The organism is Pantoea sp. LS15, from assembly GCF_012241585.1.
GTDB lineage: Bacteria > Pseudomonadota > Gammaproteobacteria > Enterobacterales > Enterobacteriaceae > Enterobacter.
Genome location: NZ_JAAVXA010000002.1, coordinates 81,701 through 96,901, shown reverse-complemented (window position 1 = coordinate 96,901; position 15,201 = coordinate 81,701). Strand labels below are relative to the sequence as shown.

Sequence of the window (15,201 nt, the reverse complement as noted above, 5' to 3'; positions counted from 1 at the left end):
CCAGTACCTCACTGGCGCAGCTGGTAACGACGTTATGGTAAATCACCTGCTTTTAACAAGCCGATTGCATGGTCAAGTTGCTTGTAGAGCGTATGTCTCAAATCATCTAACTCGTCATTTTCTCGAATTAGAGGTATTCCATTTTTATGGAGAACAATATCGTTAAATGACCCCATTCCACCGTATAGTTTTTTCAATGAGTAAATGGATGATTCACAATCAACATCGAGCTCGATGGCCAGTTTTTCAAATGTTTTTGCCCATGACTCCTCCTCATTTGAGGATAGTATTTTAATGATCTCGGTTACTGTTTTCTTTATTTCATTTTTCATTTCAAACCACCACTTCCAAGTATCTTAACGCCAGGTATTTTCCACGGGGTAGGTACTACAACTTGCTCAGAGCCACCGGAAAAAAGGTCTGTTTGATAGCCTACTTCTCCAACATATACTTTCGTTCCTGCGGGTATCTGGATCTCGTGATAGCTATCAAGAGGAGATTCACTTCCATTAGGCCATTTGGGAAGCAGGGCCTTATCTATCCTGGTTTGGAGAACTCCTTGAGGTCGTTCATATCCGAAAAACTGACCTAATGGTCGTCCCTCAATGCCCCCTCTATAGAAACTCGTATCTGTTGATAGAGTGATCTCTTTGTATGTACCACTGGAAAAGGTTTCTGCTAGCTCTTTGGGTAATGGTCCGGGCTTTATCATTGAGTATTCCCCTTCGACTTTTCCCAGAACATGGAGATTGTTAAGCTCACTCGCTGCCCCCAGTCTGCCAAGGCCAAGACCCGCAGCAACAGAAGCGCCAGCAATGATCAGCCCTTTATTGTCCATAACCTGATTGTAACCCGCTGGCGCATCACCACCGAGCTGCTGCGCGGTCTGATGGAATCCCTCAATATTGCCATTATAGATCCCGCCCGCAGCCAACAACCGACCTACAGCTTTGCTGTTGATGGTTTTTGCAGCCTGAGCATGTTGCGCAGGTGCCGCAGGGCGGACGTGATATTCCGGGCGTTTCAGTTGCCGGAACAGGAGATGGCTGAGCCTGATATGAAGGAACAAGGGTAGATCATTGCGAAGGTCACCGGATGTCGTCAGTACGCCAGAAATAGCATGCCCGGTTATGTTTTTTCTCAGCAGAACGAGCTTCCCGGATTTGATATCTTCAAGCGCGTCACGGTATGCCATCCACGGATGCTGCCAGTGAAACGGTTGATAGCGGCTGACAAACCGGGTATAGCCCTGCGGTAAATTCCACTCCTGGATGATGCGGTTGGGCAGTGCAGTTGCTGCGAGATCTCCTGCCGCAGTGTCCGGGTGGATAATGTGAGGAATGTCCTCAAGGTAGATGTCGTCCAGTGACATGGCCTGGCTGTGATGAAGCATGGTGCCCCTTTTGCGCTGCCTTTATGCGCTCCATTATTGCGCATTCCAGACAACAGGCAAAGCCCCCTAATGCCCCCATGGTTGATTGACCAGATACCATGATGTTGGCTCCGCCAGCGCCCAGGTTCTGTCTAACCGGGGACTGACCAGAAAAGGTCCGCTGTGAGCGAGGAGCGGACGTTAAGTTACATTTACCCGCAAACTGTGAATCGAACGTTATCTCTTGTTATTAATGAAATATGATCGCTTAATAGATTACATTTAGATATGATTTAACCCAATTAAAGGCTCGTTTCTTTAGCGTAAACTGACGAATAGATAACCAACCAGAATTATAAAGGAACTATTGAATGATTAGGAATTATAGAGCGCTTAAGCTTGAACTATGGGAGAAGTTTAATCACCAATGTGCTTACTGTGGCACTAGACTTTATGAACCATTGATGGCGGATGTTGAGCACTTTTTACCAAAATCAAAGTATCCTGACTTCCAGGAGGATACAGATAATCTGCTCATCGCTTGTAGAGCATGTAACACGATTAAACGAGATCAGTTTCCTCTAGATGAGAATGGTAAACCATTACTCCTAAATCCTGTGATTGAAAGTTTTTCAGAACATATAAAACAAAATAAAAATGGATATTTAGAAGGTTTAACTGAGCGAGGGCAGGCGACTATAGATGTATTGCAGTTGAATAGGCCTTCATTAATCGAACAGCGTATTCTAGATGTTATTGACATGCAGTTTTCTGATGATCGAAATCTATCTGAACACGATGTCTATATAACATTCAGAAATAGTATGCTGAACGCCATAAAGCTTAATGATGCTCAGTTACAAATTGATAGTGTTTTACAAGTACAAATGACTTATATGCTGTATGCCAATATAATAACTTCTTTGGAAACATATTTATGTGACCGTTTTATTTCCTTAATCCACGGTAGTCAAGCGAACTTAAGAAGTTTTGTTGAAAATTTTAAAGATTACAATCAAGAAAACTTCTCACTTTCGGAGTTATTTATAAAACATGAAGAAATAGAATCTAAAGCGATGGAGTCTATGAAGAGTGTGCTTTATCATAATCTACCAAAAGTAAGTGGCATGTATCGCGATACTTTTGGCATTACATTCCCTATATTCGCAGATGTTTATAAAAGCGTGTTAATCAGGCATGACTTAGTTCATCGAGCAGGTAAAACAAAAGATGGAAATTTTCATGAATTAAATTCAGAGTCAGTTAAAGAGGTTGTAAAAAATTGCTCTGACTTGGTTGAGCAACTAGAAAAAGAGCTTAAAGATTGTACAAGGTTCTAGGTGGTTGCCACCATATCTAAGGTGACCGCGCGGGCGGTCACCAAAAGTAATATACTTTCATTCTCATTTTAATCATCCTGAATAAATACATTTTTTGTTTATTCAAGTTGGCCTGCTTCATTATTTAATATCCACCCAATGGCGCAAGGACTGCTTCTGGCACTAACCTGACAATACCAGAGCGATAAGAGACAGGTCAGCAGTAATGCCAACAACCATGGACCACATGGTTATTTTTTTGCAACGTTTATCTTTGGTTGGAGTTGGCGCGGCATGGTATCAGGTCTAATCCGTAGCATTCCCGATAAATCATCCACCTCAAAATACCACGTTCAAACCATGCACGGTCTTGCCAGCCATGGCCAAAAAAAAGCCCGCAATCCGCGGGCTTAGAGATATTTTATAGTCTGTCAGTGCCAGACTTTAAAGGTTGAGAAATCATTCCCACTCAATCGTAGCCGGTGGCTTACCGCTGATGTCATACACCACGCGGGAAATGCCGTTAACTTCGTTGATGATGCGGTTAGACACGCGGCCCAGGAAGTCATACGGCAGGTGCGCCCAGTGCGCAGTCATGAAGTCGATGGTTTCCACCGCACGCAGGGAAACAACCCAGTCGTACTTACGGCCATCGCCCATTACGCCTACAGAGCGAACCGGCAGGAACACGGTGAACGCCTGGCTCACTTTGTTGTACAGGTCAGCTTTGTGCAGCTCTTCGATGAAGATCGCGTCCGCGCGACGCAGCAGGTCGCAGTACTCTTTCTTCACTTCGCCCAGCACACGCACGCCCAGACCCGGACCCGGGAACGGGTGACGGTAGAGCATATCGTACGGCAGACCCAGCTCCAGACCGATCTTACGCACTTCGTCTTTGAACAGCTCACGCAGTGGCTCAACCAGACCCATCTTCATCTCTTTCGGCAGGCCGCCCACATTGTGGTGAGATTTAATAACGTGTGCTTTACCGGTTGCGGATGCCGCAGACTCGATCACGTCCGGGTAGATGGTGCCCTGCGCCAGCCATTTCACGTCGTCCAGCTTCAGCGCTTCTTCGTCGAACACTTCCACGAACACACGGCCGATGATTTTACGTTTCGCTTCCGGATCGTTCTCACCTTTCAGCGCGTCCAGGAAGCGCTGCTCGCCTTCCACGTGAACGATGTTCAGACCGAAGTGGTCACCAAACATGTCCATAACCTGCTGGGCTTCGTTCAGACGCAGCAGACCGTTGTCGACGAAGACACAGGTCAGGTTTTTGCCGATGGCGCGGTGCAGCAGCATCGCGGTCACGGAGGAGTCCACGCCGCCCGAGAGGCCGAGGATCACTTTGTCATCGCCAACCTGCTGGCGGATACGCTCAACGGCGTCGTCGATGATTTTTGCCGGGGTCCACAGGGCTTCACACTGGCAGATGTCACGCACGAAGCGCTCCAGCATGCGCATACCCTGACGGGTGTGGGTCACTTCCGGGTGGAACTGCACGCCGTAGAAGCGTTTTTCTTCGTTTGCCATGATGGCGAACGGGCAGCTCTCGGTGCTGGCAACGGTCACGAAGTCAGACGGGATGGCGGTGACTTTGTCGCCGTGGCTCATCCACACGTCCAGCAGCGGTTTACCGTCTGCGGTCAGGGAGTCTTCGATACCGCGCACCAGCGCGCTGTCGGTGACGACTTCTACCTGCGCGTAGCCAAACTCACGCTCGTTAGAACCTTCGACGTGGCCGCCAAGCTGCATTGCCATGGTCTGCATACCGTAGCAAACGCCGAATACCGGCACGCCAGCTTCGAACACGTACTGCGGTGCACGCGGGCTGTTCTCTTCGGTAGTACTTTCCGGGCCGCCGGACAAGATGATGCCGCTTGGATTGAATTCGCGAATCTGTGCTTCCGTGACATCCCACGCCCACAGTTCACAGTAAACGCCCAGTTCACGTACGCGACGCGCCACCAGCTGAGTGTACTGAGAACCAAAGTCCAGGATGAGAATGCGATGTTTATGAATGTTTTCCGTCATTGACGCTAATTCCGAGGCAAGTGAAACAAAAACAGAGCGCCCGGCAGGAGCCGGGCGCGGAAACTTATCAGGAGCCCAGACGGTAGTTCGGGGACTCTTTGGTGATCGTCACGTCGTGAACGTGGCTCTCCTGGATACCCGCACCGCTGATGCGTACGAATTCCGCTTTAGTACGCAGCAGGTCAATGGTACCACAGCCGGTCAGACCCATACAGGAGCGCAGGCCGCCCATCTGCTGGTGAATGATCTCTTTCAGACGGCCTTTATAGGCAACGCGACCTTCGATACCTTCCGGTACCAGTTTGTCAGCGGCGTTATCGGTCTGGAAGTAACGGTCAGAGGAACCTTTGGACATCGCGCCCAGAGAGCCCATACCGCGGTAAGATTTGTAAGAACGGCCCTGGTAGAGTTCGATTTCACCCGGGGATTCTTCGGTACCAGCCAGCATAGAGCCTACCATCACCGCAGCAGCACCTGCGGCGATCGCTTTGGCGATGTCACCAGAGAAGCGGATACCGCCGTCAGCGATAACCGGAATACCGGTGCCTTCCAGTGCTTCAACCGCGTCAGACACTGCAGTGATCTGCGGAACGCCCACGCCGGTCACGATACGGGTAGTACAGATGGAGCCAGGACCGATACCCACTTTCACCGCGCTGCAACCAGCGTCAGCCAGTGCGCGAGCACCTGCGCCCGTCGCCACGTTACCGCCGATGATCTGCAGATCAGGGTATTTAGCACGGGTATCACGAATACGTTGCAGAACGCCTTCGGAGTGGCCGTGAGAGGAGTCAATCAGCAGCACGTCAACGCCCGCAGCAACCAGCGCATCAACACGCTCTTCGTTACCAGCACCCGCGCCAACTGCAGCACCTACGCGCAGACGGCCATGCTCATCTTTACAGGCGTTAGGTTTACGTTCTGCTTTCTGGAAATCTTTAACGGTGATCATGCCGCGCAGGTGGAAGTTCGCATCCACAACCAGCGCTTTCTCAACACGTTTTTCGTGCATTTTAGCGAACACGACGTCACGGGCTTCGCCTTCACGAACGGTTACCAGACGCTCTTTCGGTGTCATATAAACACTGACAGGCTGGTTCAGGTCGGTCACGAAACGCACGTCACGACCGGTAATGATACCGACCAGTTCGTTGGCTTCAGTCACAACCGGGTAACCGGCAAAGCCGTTACGTTCGGTCAGGGCTTTCACTTCGTGCAGGGTGGTGGTTGGCAGAACGGTCTGTGGGTCAGACACGATACCGGATTCATGTTTTTTCACGCGGCGAACTTCTTCAGCCTGACGCTCGATAGACATGTTTTTATGAATAAAGCCGATGCCACCTTCCTGTGCCAGGGCGATAGCCAGGCGCGCTTCAGTCACGGTGTCCATTGCCGCAGAGAGCATAGGAATGTTCAGGCGAATGGTTTTCGTCAACTGCGTGCTGAGATCGGCAGTATTCGGCAGAACAGTGGAGTGAGCGGGAACAAGGAGGACGTCGTCAAACGTCAGTGCTTCTTTAGCGATACGTAGCATGGGCAATATCTCTGACCTGGGTGGTTAAATATTGCCGTGGCATTATACAGAGCGTAACCGATTGCATCCACACTTTTTTATAAAAAAACCTTGCACTCCCCTCTCAGCGGGTTACTATCGACTGAATAACTTGCTGATTTAGAATTTGATCCCGCTCACATGTTATCCTCTCAAACCCCTTCAATTTTTACTGTTAGCCGCCTTAATCAAACGGTTCGTTTACTGCTTGAGCAGGAAATGGGGCAAGTCTGGATCAGCGGTGAGATCTCAAACTTCACGCAGCCGTCATCCGGCCACTGGTACTTTACGCTAAAAGACGATACCGCCCAGGTGCGCTGCGCGATGTTCCGCAACAGCAACCGTCGCGTGACGTTCCGTCCTCAGCACGGCCAGCAGGTGCTGGTGCGCGCCAATATCACGTTGTATGAGCCGCGCGGTGACTATCAGATTATCGTCGAGAGCATGCAGCCTGCGGGCGAAGGCTTGCTACAGCAGAAGTATGAACAGCTAAAAGCAAAACTCTCGGAAGAAGGGCTGTTCGACCAGCAGTTCAAAAAGCCGCTCCCCTCTCCTGCCCACTGCGTTGGGGTTATTACTTCAAAAACCGGTGCGGCCCTGCACGATATTTTGCACGTGCTCAAGCGTCGTGACCCTTCCCTACCCGTGATCATCTACCCAACCGCGGTACAGGGTGACGATGCGCCAGGCCAGATTGTCCGCGCCATTGAACTGGCGAATGCGCGTCAGGAGTGCGACGTGTTGATCGTTGGCCGTGGCGGTGGCTCGCTGGAAGACCTGTGGAGCTTTAACGACGAACGTGTCGCACGGGCGATTTTCGCAAGCCATATCCCTGTAGTGAGCGCCGTCGGGCACGAAACGGACGTTACCATCGCGGATTTTGTTGCCGATTTACGCGCCCCTACGCCATCCGCAGCAGCGGAAGTGGTGAGCCGCAACCAGCTGGAACTGCTTCGTCAGCTTCAGAACAGCCAGCAGCGTCTGGAAATGGCGATGGACTACTTCCTCGCAAACCGTACCCGTCGTTTTACCCAGCTTCATCATCGCCTGCAACAGCAGCACCCACAACTGCGTCTGGCGCGTCAGCAGACCGTCCTGGAGCGCCTGCGTCAGCGCATGAATTTCGCGCTGGATAACCAGCTCAAGCGTGCGGTGTCGCGTCAGCAGCGCGTCACGCAGCGCCTGAACCAGCAGAACCCGCAGCCGAAAATTTATCGCGCGCAAACGCGGATCCAGCAGCTCGAATATCGTCTGGCAGAGAATATCCGTACACGACTGAGCTCAACCCGTGAACGCTTTGGCAATGCGGTGACCCATCTTGAAGCGGTCAGCCCCCTCTCCACGCTGGCGCGCGGCTATAGCGTGACGACGGCGACAGACGGCAAAGTGCTGAAGCAAACCAAACAGGTGAATACCGGTGATGTGCTGACGACACGTCTTTCAGACGGCTGGGTAGAAAGCGAAGTGAAATCAATCAAACCGGTGAAAAAAACACGCCAGCGTAAAACCGGATAATTCTTCGCCGGTTACTTACTATACTGCTGCTATTCCCTTTTTTAATAAGGAGAGCAGCATGTCACATCGTCATAGCGTAATTCCCCCTTATATTCTTCGTCGTATTATCGAAAGCGGTTCAGAGCCGCAACAGCGCTGCGCCCGCCAGACCTTAACCCATGTCCAGACACTGATGGCCCACATGCCGGGAAAACCTGCCGCGCCGCACGTGAATAAAGCCGGACAGCTGGAGCGCGATATTTACGACGCGAAGCAGACCCAGGAACTGCCGGGTTCGCAGGTGCGTTACGAAGGCCAGCCTTCGAACGGTGATGTGGCGGTGGATGAGGCGTACGATTATTTGGGTATTACCCATGATTTCTTCTGGAAAGAATATCAGCGTGATTCACTCGATAATAAAGGGCTTATTTTGACCGGCACCGTGCATTACGGTCGGGAATATCAGAACGCCTTCTGGAACGGTCAGCAGATGGTATTCGGCGACGGTGACGGGGAAATATTTAACCGCTTTACCATCGCCATCGACGTGGTGGCACACGAGCTGAGCCACGGTGTGACTGAAACCGAAGCCGGGCTTATCTATTTTGAACAGTCTGGCGCGCTGAACGAGTCGCTGTCAGACGTGTTTGGATCCCTGGTCAAACAGTATCATCTGAAGCAAACCGCCGATAAAGCAGACTGGCTCATTGGTGAAGGGCTGCTTGCAAAAGGAATCAACGGTAAAGGGCTGCGCTCGATGTCTGAACCTGGCACTGCCTACGACGATCCGCTGCTCGGCAAAGATCCGCAGCCCGCGCACATGAAAGATTTCATTAAAACGCGCGAGGATAACGGTGGCGTGCACTTGAACTCCGGCATCCCCAACCGGGCATTTTATCTGGCCGCGACAGCTATCGGCGGCTACGCCTGGGAAAAAGCGGGTTATGCCTGGTACGACACAGTTTGCGATCGCAATCTGGCGCAGGATGCGGATTTTGATGCCTTCGCAAAACTGACGATAGCGCACGGAGAGAACCGCTCCGGTGGCGACGTTGGAGCGGCCATTAAGCAAGCCTGGGAACAGGTGGGAGTGCTGTAAATGCAGGTTCCGGAACTGACAGATGACGCCGTGGTTGAACTGGCCCGAGAAGGCGGCGTCGCTTTTATTCCTAAGCTGAGCGGCCAGCGTACCATCGCGCTTTCTTCGCTCAATGAGGCTCAACGCCAGCGTGTGGTGAGCATCCTGGAGCAGGCCTTTCCGCGCGGTCAGCCGCCGGGACAAGCCTCGTCACCCGGCAGCGGTGACCAGCGCTATTTCCGCATCCAGATTATCTGGACCGGGCAAAATCAGGCGCACTACGCCGATATCATCGTGCTGGTACCGGAGCAGGAGGCGCCCGAGTCGCTGGTCGAGCTGTGGCAGAAAGGCGAAGGCTGCGTGTGCGATTAGCCTTCGGCCCGAACGAACTCCACGCGTTTTTTAGAGATAAGACCGTGGCCGTTCTGGCAGAAATAGTCCACCGCGCCGCAGGCTTTTAATACCTGGAGTGGCTGATGGCACTCCGGGCAACGGGCTTCAAGCGCAATGTCTTTATTACAGCTGTCGCAATGTGCTACCCCGTTCAGGGGCTCAAGCGATGCCTGGCAATCCGGGCAGGTAATCGTCATGGTGACTCCTTTAGCGCATTCATGTCTGTGATAATTTTACCACGTTGCGTTCAGTGCGGACCACGCAACTGTTGCTGCAAGGACAGTAGCAGCGTCACTTCCTCGATCCTGCGACGCGTGGTGCGACTCACCTCTTGCGGATCCCGTTCATACAGACTCCTGGCGCCCAGAATATGCTCTGCAAGACAGTGTTCGTAGATTGTGCCGGGAATTTTCCAGTATTGCCGGGTGTCGCCATTGATCAGCTCCAGCACATCTTCTGTGCCGTGCCGGTCGTAACTGATGGTGCGCCCGTCCCGCAAGCAGAGCCGTAAGCCCTTTTGCCCACCCGCGGGTCCCGCGTATTTATTAAGCCAGATGTCCACCGGTACACCGCTGATGCAGCCCTGAAGATGTGCCTCACCTTCCGCCGTGGTCAGGTCACCTTTTGCGATTTCGCGACCCAGACGGTCTTTAGCCGTCACCACCTGCAAGGTCATCTCATCGCTCCCTCCCAGATAACGCACCGTTTCACGCAGCATCGCCAGCACGTGCGTACCGATATCCAGAATCACGCCATCAGGATGACGAAGTGTACGGGTATCCGGCTCGCCCGTGGCAAAGTTAAGCGCGATGGGTTCCCCGGATTCGTTATAGCCACTCGGCTCCTGCAAAAAACCGTCGATTTTGACGATGTCAGAAATATTGCCCACCAGCGACCGCTTCACCGTTTCAATGCGCGCCATCCAGTGGTCGAGCGCCAGCACGCGAGATGCCACACCGGGTTTTGCCAGCAGCGTGTTGAGCTTTTCTATTTGGGGAAGCGTGGCGACTACCGGTTTTTCAACCACAATGCGTGGAACGGGCGAGGCAATCGCCTGCTCCAGCACTTCAAGATGGTGCAGCGATGCAGTGGTGATAAACAGGGTATCCAGCGGTATGGCAAGAAGTTCCGCAAGGGAAGTGCAGCGCGTAACGCCTTCAGGGTGCTTTGCAGGAAGAACATCAAACCCAAAACAACGCACCGAGTGACCCAAAAGGTGTCGCAACGCGGGCAGATACGCGGTTTCCACTACCGCGCCAAGACCAACAAATCCTAACTGCATAATTTCACCTCAGGGAATACAGTGCCGGGGCGTAACACCTGCCCCGGCACACTGAGGTTTATAAGGCGTTAGCGGCCGGTTTAGTCTGCGCATTTTCCAGCATACGACGCACTGGAACAATGAGGACGATCAGTACCGCGGCACAAATCAGCAGTGCGACGGAACAGCGAGCAAAGAGATCCGGCAGCATATCCAGCTGGTCGGCCTTCACGTGACCGCCAATCAGGCCCGCTGCCAGGTTCCCCAGCGCACTGGCGCAGAACCACAAGCCCATCATCTGACCACGCATTCTCTCTGGCGCCAGTAATGTCATGGTCGCCAGACCAATCGGGCTCAGACACAGTTCGCCGAGTGTCAGCATCAGGATACTGCCCACCAGCCAGAACGGCGACACGCCCGCGCCACCATTACTCAGCACGTTTTCTGCCGCCAGCATCATCAGGCCAAAACCTGCCGCAGCACACAGAATACCGATAACAAACTTGGTGATACTGCTCGGACGAATGTTCATGCTCGCAAGCTTCGGCCATGCCCAGCTAAATACCGGTGCCAGCAGGATGATGAACAGGGCATTAATTGACTGGAACCACACCGCCGGGATTTCGAAATCACCGATCATGCGGTTAGTGTAGTCGTTGGCGAACAGGTTGAAAGACGTTGGCTTCTGTTCAAATGCAGACCAGAAGAACGCCGCAGAGATCAGCAGAATAAAGCAGACCAGCAGTCGGGCGCGCTCTTTACGGTTCAGGCCCGCAAAAACAAACAGATAAATAAAGTAGAGGGCTACGGACGCCGCAATCACGTAAACCAGCACGCTGGCTACCGCGACCGGGTTAATCACAATCACGCCCTGTGCAATCAGCGTCACGATCGTCGCCACACCTGCGGCCAGCGCCAGTAGCCACACACCCACGCCGTTACGCTTCACGACCGGGCTGTTCCAGGTGGAGTCCAGACCGACTTCGCTGTCATAGCGTTTCATCGCCGGAACGGCAAACACGCGGAAGATAATCAGCGCTACCAGCATCCCGATACCACCAATACCAAAGCCCCAGTGCCAGCCGTGGGTTTTGATCAGCCAGCCGGAAATCAGTGGCGCGATGAACGAGCCCATATTGATACCCATGTAGAACAGCGAGAATCCGCCGTCACGACGCGCGTCGCCTTTTTTGTACAGGGTACCGACCATCACTGAGATACAGGTTTTGAACAGACCAGAGCCGAGCACGATGAACATCAGGCCGATAAAGAACATGTTATCGCCCATGATGGCTGACAGCGCGATCGACAGGTGACCGAGCGCAATCAGAATCGAACCGCACCAGACGGCTCTCTGCTGGCCGAGCCAGTTATCGGCCAGCCAGCCACCCGGCAGCGCGGCCAGATACATGGTCCCGGCAAAGATACCGACAATCGCCGAGGCGTTTTCACGCGCCAGCCCCATCCCGCCGTCATAGACGGTGGCAGCCATAAACAGGATCAGTAACGGGCGAATGCCGTAAAACGAGAAACGCTCCCACATCTCGGTGAAGAACAGAGAACCGAGCGGGTACGGATGACCGAAGAACGTTCGGCTTTCTTTTTGATTAACAGAGGATTGCATAATTCTCCCGAAAGGTATGTCGTCGTGCTTGTAAACACCAGCAAGTACGCCGGTCAGTTACGTATCTGACCGATTTTTTACATGCGGCGAAAAGTTAGTTAACCATTTGATAACCAGGCGCTAGTTTTGTCTAGTACCGGCCCCCGGACTTTAAGATGAAAATTCGACGATTGTCTACTTTCTTAGATTTAAACATGGTTAAAAGTGAATAGTGATTGACTTCACACAGAGAAAACCGACGGTATGATTGGGCAAAAAAAAGCCCGCGATATACGCGGGCTTTGGTGAGATCGGCAATGATTATTTGCTTTTCTTAATGTGCTTAATCAAACGCTTACGCTTACGCATCTGGTTTGGCGTCAGAGTGTTACGCTTGTTGGCGAACGGGTTTTCCCCTTCCTTAAACTGGATACGGATAGGCGTGCCCATCACGTCGAGCGATTTACGGAAGTAGTTCATCAGATAGCGCTTGTAGGAGTCCGGCAGGTCTTTCACCTGGTTGCCGTGAATCACCACGATTGGTGGGTTATAACCACCGGCGTGGGCATATTTCAGCTTCACGCGACGACCACGCACCAGTGGTGGCTGATGGTCTTCCGCTGCCATATTCATGATACGGGTCAGCATAGCGGTACTTTGACGACGGGTGGAGCTGTCATACGCTTCACGCACCGATTCGAACAGGTTGCCTACGCCGCTGCCGTGCAGCGCGGAGATGAAGTGCACACGAGCAAAGTCGATAAAGCCCAGACGGAAGTCGAGGGTCTCTTTCACCTGCTCTCTCACTTCGTTGCTCAGGCCATCCCATTTGTTGACCACGATAACCAGTGAGCGCCCACTATTGAGGATGAAGCCGAGCAGAGAGAGATCCTGATCGGAGATACCTTCGCGAGCGTCAATAACCAGCAGCACCACGTTGGCATCTTCAATCGCCTGCAGGGTTTTGATAACGGAGAATTTTTCCACCACATCGGTGATTTTCCCGCGTTTACGTACGCCTGCGGTGTCGATGAGGACATACTCACGCTCATCACGCTGCATTGGGATGTAAATACTGTCACGGGTGGTGCCCGGCATGTCGTAAACGACCACGCGCTCTTCACCCAGGATACGGTTAGTAAGTGTAGACTTACCTACGTTTGGACGACCCACGATAGCCAGCTTGATCGGCAGATCCTGCGGGTTGAAGTCATCTTCAGGCTCATCTTCTTCACCCTCTTCTCCGTCTTCAAACTGCGCCCAGTATTCTGCGTCTTCGTCCACCTCTTCCGGCGGGTTAACTTCGTCAACCCACGGCAGCAGAACGGTTTCCAGCAGGCTGGTTACGCCGCGACCATGCGATGCCGCAATGGGGTAGATTTCGCCCAGGCCCAGAGACCAGAAATCCGCGATTGCCTGATCGGCATCGATGCCGTCAGTTTTGTTCGCCACCAGGAAGGTCGGTTTTTCGCGTGAACGCAGGTGTTTGGCGATAGCGGAGTCCGCTGGCATCAGGCCAGCACGGGCATCCACCATGAACAGCACCACATCGGCCTCTTCAATTGCCAGCAGCGACTGCTCTGCCATGCGGGTTTCAACACCATCTTCTGTGCCGTCAATACCACCGGTATCAATACAGATGAACTCGCGTCCTTCTACTTCTGCACGACCGTACTTACGGTCACGCGTCAGCCCCGGGAAATCCGCAACCAGCGCATCACGGGTGCGTGTTAAACGGTTAAAAAGAGTGGATTTTCCAACGTTAGGGCGCCCGACAAGCGCGACCACAGGTACCATGTTTGAAGCCTCATAAAATTCAAAATAACGTCGCTTTCGCGGCGTTTTTAAAAATGTCAAAACGGCTCCTGAATGAACAGGAGCCGTTTAGTATACTACAACCGCCGGGTAATTAACGCGTGATCGCGTACAGCGTGCCGTCTTTTGCCTGAATCAGCAGTTTACCATCGGCCACAACCGGATCGGTCAGGAAACCAGAGCTGTCGACTTTTTGCTGTGCAACAAAGCGACCGTTTTCTGGATCAATCCAGTGCATATACCCTTCGCTGTCACCAACCACCAGGCTACCGTTGTACAGCGCTGGCGCGGTCAGCAGACGGTGCAGCAGATCGCTTTGCGTCCACAGCGTCACGCCACCTTCGGTGCTCAGAGCCAGCAGACGGTCGTTCTGGTCAACCATATAGATGCGGTTACCCTCAACGATGAAATCATTCACCGAGCCCAGCTCACGTTTCCACATGATCTGGCCGCTGCGCAGATCCAGCGCAGTCAGGTTACCGTTATAGGCCAGCGCGTAAACCACACCGTTAACGATGACCGGCGTTGTGTCGACGTCGCTCAGACGGTCAATTTCCGTTGAGCCCGTAGCCTGAGAGATACGCTGCTGCCAAATCATCTGGCCCTGCTGCATCAGCACTGCGCTCACGCGACCGTTGTCACCGCCAACAATGGCAGCACCAAATGCGGTAGCCGGAGCGGATTCACCGCGCAGAGAGAGCGCTGGCATATCCAGGTTAACAGTCCATTTCACCAGACCGTCCGCTTCGTTCAGCGCCTGCAGCTGGCCGTTGCTGGTATGAATCAGCACCAGGCCGTCGCTGACCACAGGACGAGACAGGGATTCACCCGCCACAGTCGTTTGCCAGGCAATAGAGCCGTCGCTGCTGTTCAGGGCATAGACCTGTGCTTTTTCGCTGCCCACGTAGACATGACCACCGGCAACCGTCAGGCCGCCAGACAGCAGCGCAGGTTTATGAGAGAACCAGCCGTCTTTTTCCGCGAGGTTAACCGACCACACTTCTTTTCCATCATCAGCGTTCACCGCTTTCACGGTACCTTTGCGGTCTGCCGCATAGATTACGCTATCGGCAAAGGCCGGATGAAGGTTGGAATAGAAATCACCAATCCCATCACCCACGGAGGTGCTCCACGCAGTGGATGGGGTAAACTGGTTTTCAACCGTCGGCAGTGGGGACATTTTCACAACGTCTTCTTCGCCACTGAACAGTGAACAACCACTCAATAACGTAACAGAAAGCAGTCCTGGCAGAAGTAATTTACGCAATTGCATCGGG

At 52.9% G+C, this 15,201-nt stretch carries 13 protein-coding genes; 4 read left to right on the top strand and 9 right to left on the bottom strand.

What is annotated here, in order from left to right:
• Positions 1-32: 32 nt before the first annotated feature.
• The gene (locus tag HED65_RS03890; protein WP_049005544.1) at positions 33-332 is read right to left on the bottom strand and encodes a DUF6966 domain-containing protein; all 300 of its coding nucleotides are present in this window, start codon (positions 330-332) and stop codon (positions 33-35) included.
• Positions 329-1,393, bottom strand: coding sequence for a hypothetical protein (locus tag HED65_RS03885; protein ID WP_114977522.1), 1,065 nt, complete (start codon positions 1,391-1,393; stop codon positions 329-331). Before HED65_RS03885 ends, HED65_RS03890 begins: the two co-directional genes overlap by 4 nt.
• Before the next feature lie 350 nt (positions 1,394-1,743).
• Between HED65_RS03885 and HED65_RS03880 the strand changes: the two genes are divergently transcribed.
• A complete protein-coding gene (locus HED65_RS03880) occupies positions 1,744-2,712 on the top strand; it encodes an HNH endonuclease (RefSeq protein WP_114977521.1) in 969 nt (322 codons plus the stop codon).
• 438 nt (positions 2,713-3,150) lie between these two features.
• Here the strand turns inward: HED65_RS03880 and guaA are convergent, their stop codons facing one another.
• Positions 3,151-4,728 carry a glutamine-hydrolyzing GMP synthase gene (guaA, locus tag HED65_RS03875; RefSeq protein ID WP_024908661.1) on the bottom strand — a complete coding sequence of 526 codons (1,578 nt, stop codon included), beginning with the start codon at positions 4,726-4,728 and terminating at the stop codon, positions 3,151-3,153.
• A 67-nt stretch (positions 4,729-4,795) separates the two neighbouring features.
• Positions 4,796-6,262, bottom strand: coding sequence for an IMP dehydrogenase (gene guaB, locus HED65_RS03870; protein WP_028016101.1), 1,467 nt, complete (start codon positions 6,260-6,262; stop codon positions 4,796-4,798).
• Between the two features lie 159 nt (positions 6,263-6,421).
• Between guaB and xseA the strand changes: the two genes are divergently transcribed.
• The 3 genes from xseA to HED65_RS03855 are packed head-to-tail and all read left to right on the top strand — an operon-like array spanning position 6,422 to position 9,224.
• A complete protein-coding gene (gene xseA, locus HED65_RS03865) occupies positions 6,422-7,795 on the top strand; it encodes an exodeoxyribonuclease VII large subunit (protein WP_114977520.1) in 1,374 nt (457 codons plus the stop codon).
• Between the two features lie 58 nt (positions 7,796-7,853).
• Positions 7,854-8,873, top strand: coding sequence for a M4 family metallopeptidase (locus tag HED65_RS03860; protein ID WP_114977519.1), 1,020 nt, complete (start codon positions 7,854-7,856; stop codon positions 8,871-8,873).
• Complete coding sequence (locus HED65_RS03855) at positions 8,874-9,224, top strand: protealysin inhibitor emfourin (RefSeq protein WP_114977518.1); 351 nt, start codon at positions 8,874-8,876, stop codon at positions 9,222-9,224.
• On the opposite strand, the gene HED65_RS03850 is transcribed toward HED65_RS03855, so the two are convergent.
• The 5 genes from HED65_RS03850 to bamB form a co-directional block, all read right to left on the bottom strand.
• Entirely contained in the window at positions 9,221-9,442 is a 222-nt protein-coding gene (locus HED65_RS03850) for a zinc ribbon domain-containing protein (protein ID WP_114977517.1), read from the bottom strand. The two genes, HED65_RS03855 and HED65_RS03850, sit on opposite strands and share 4 nt — an antisense overlap.
• A 50-nt stretch (positions 9,443-9,492) precedes the next feature.
• Positions 9,493-10,527 (bottom strand): Gfo/Idh/MocA family oxidoreductase, encoded by a 1,035-nt coding sequence (locus HED65_RS03845; protein ID WP_114977516.1) that lies wholly within the window; start codon positions 10,525-10,527, stop codon positions 9,493-9,495.
• A 58-nt stretch (positions 10,528-10,585) separates the two neighbouring features.
• The gene (locus HED65_RS03840; RefSeq protein WP_114977515.1) at positions 10,586-12,130 is read right to left on the bottom strand and encodes a peptide MFS transporter; all 1,545 of its coding nucleotides are present in this window, start codon (positions 12,128-12,130) and stop codon (positions 10,586-10,588) included.
• Positions 12,131-12,430: 300 nt separating this feature from the next.
• Positions 12,431-13,906 (bottom strand): ribosome biogenesis GTPase Der, encoded by a 1,476-nt coding sequence (der, locus tag HED65_RS03835; protein WP_114977809.1) that lies wholly within the window; start codon positions 13,904-13,906, stop codon positions 12,431-12,433.
• Between the two features lie 112 nt (positions 13,907-14,018).
• Positions 14,019-15,197, bottom strand: a complete 1,179-nt coding sequence (bamB, locus tag HED65_RS03830; protein WP_114977514.1) for an outer membrane protein assembly factor BamB — start codon at positions 15,195-15,197, stop codon at positions 14,019-14,021.
• Positions 15,198-15,201: the final 4 nt, after the last annotated feature.

Coding starts and splice junctions, on each gene's coding strand:
- HED65_RS03890 (WP_049005544.1), bottom strand. CDS start 332: ATGAAAAATGAAATAAAGAAAACAGTAACCGAGATCATTAAAATACTA.
- HED65_RS03885 (WP_114977522.1), bottom strand. CDS start 1,393: ATGCTTCATCACAGCCAGGCCATGTCACTGGACGACATCTACCTTGAG.
- HED65_RS03880 (WP_114977521.1), top strand. CDS start 1,744: ATGATTAGGAATTATAGAGCGCTTAAGCTTGAACTATGGGAGAAGTTT.
- guaA (WP_024908661.1), bottom strand. CDS start 4,728: ATGACGGAAAACATTCATAAACATCGCATTCTCATCCTGGACTTTGGT.
- guaB (WP_028016101.1), bottom strand. CDS start 6,262: ATGCTACGTATCGCTAAAGAAGCACTGACGTTTGACGACGTCCTCCTT.
- xseA (WP_114977520.1), top strand. CDS start 6,422: ATGTTATCCTCTCAAACCCCTTCAATTTTTACTGTTAGCCGCCTTAAT.
- HED65_RS03860 (WP_114977519.1), top strand. CDS start 7,854: ATGTCACATCGTCATAGCGTAATTCCCCCTTATATTCTTCGTCGTATT.
- HED65_RS03855 (WP_114977518.1), top strand. CDS start 8,874: ATGCAGGTTCCGGAACTGACAGATGACGCCGTGGTTGAACTGGCCCGA.
- HED65_RS03850 (WP_114977517.1), bottom strand. CDS start 9,442: ATGACGATTACCTGCCCGGATTGCCAGGCATCGCTTGAGCCCCTGAAC.
- HED65_RS03845 (WP_114977516.1), bottom strand. CDS start 10,527: ATGCAGTTAGGATTTGTTGGTCTTGGCGCGGTAGTGGAAACCGCGTAT.
- HED65_RS03840 (WP_114977515.1), bottom strand. CDS start 12,130: ATGCAATCCTCTGTTAATCAAAAAGAAAGCCGAACGTTCTTCGGTCAT.
- der (WP_114977809.1), bottom strand. CDS start 13,906: ATGGTACCTGTGGTCGCGCTTGTCGGGCGCCCTAACGTTGGAAAATCC.
- bamB (WP_114977514.1), bottom strand. CDS start 15,197: ATGCAATTGCGTAAATTACTTCTGCCAGGACTGCTTTCTGTTACGTTA.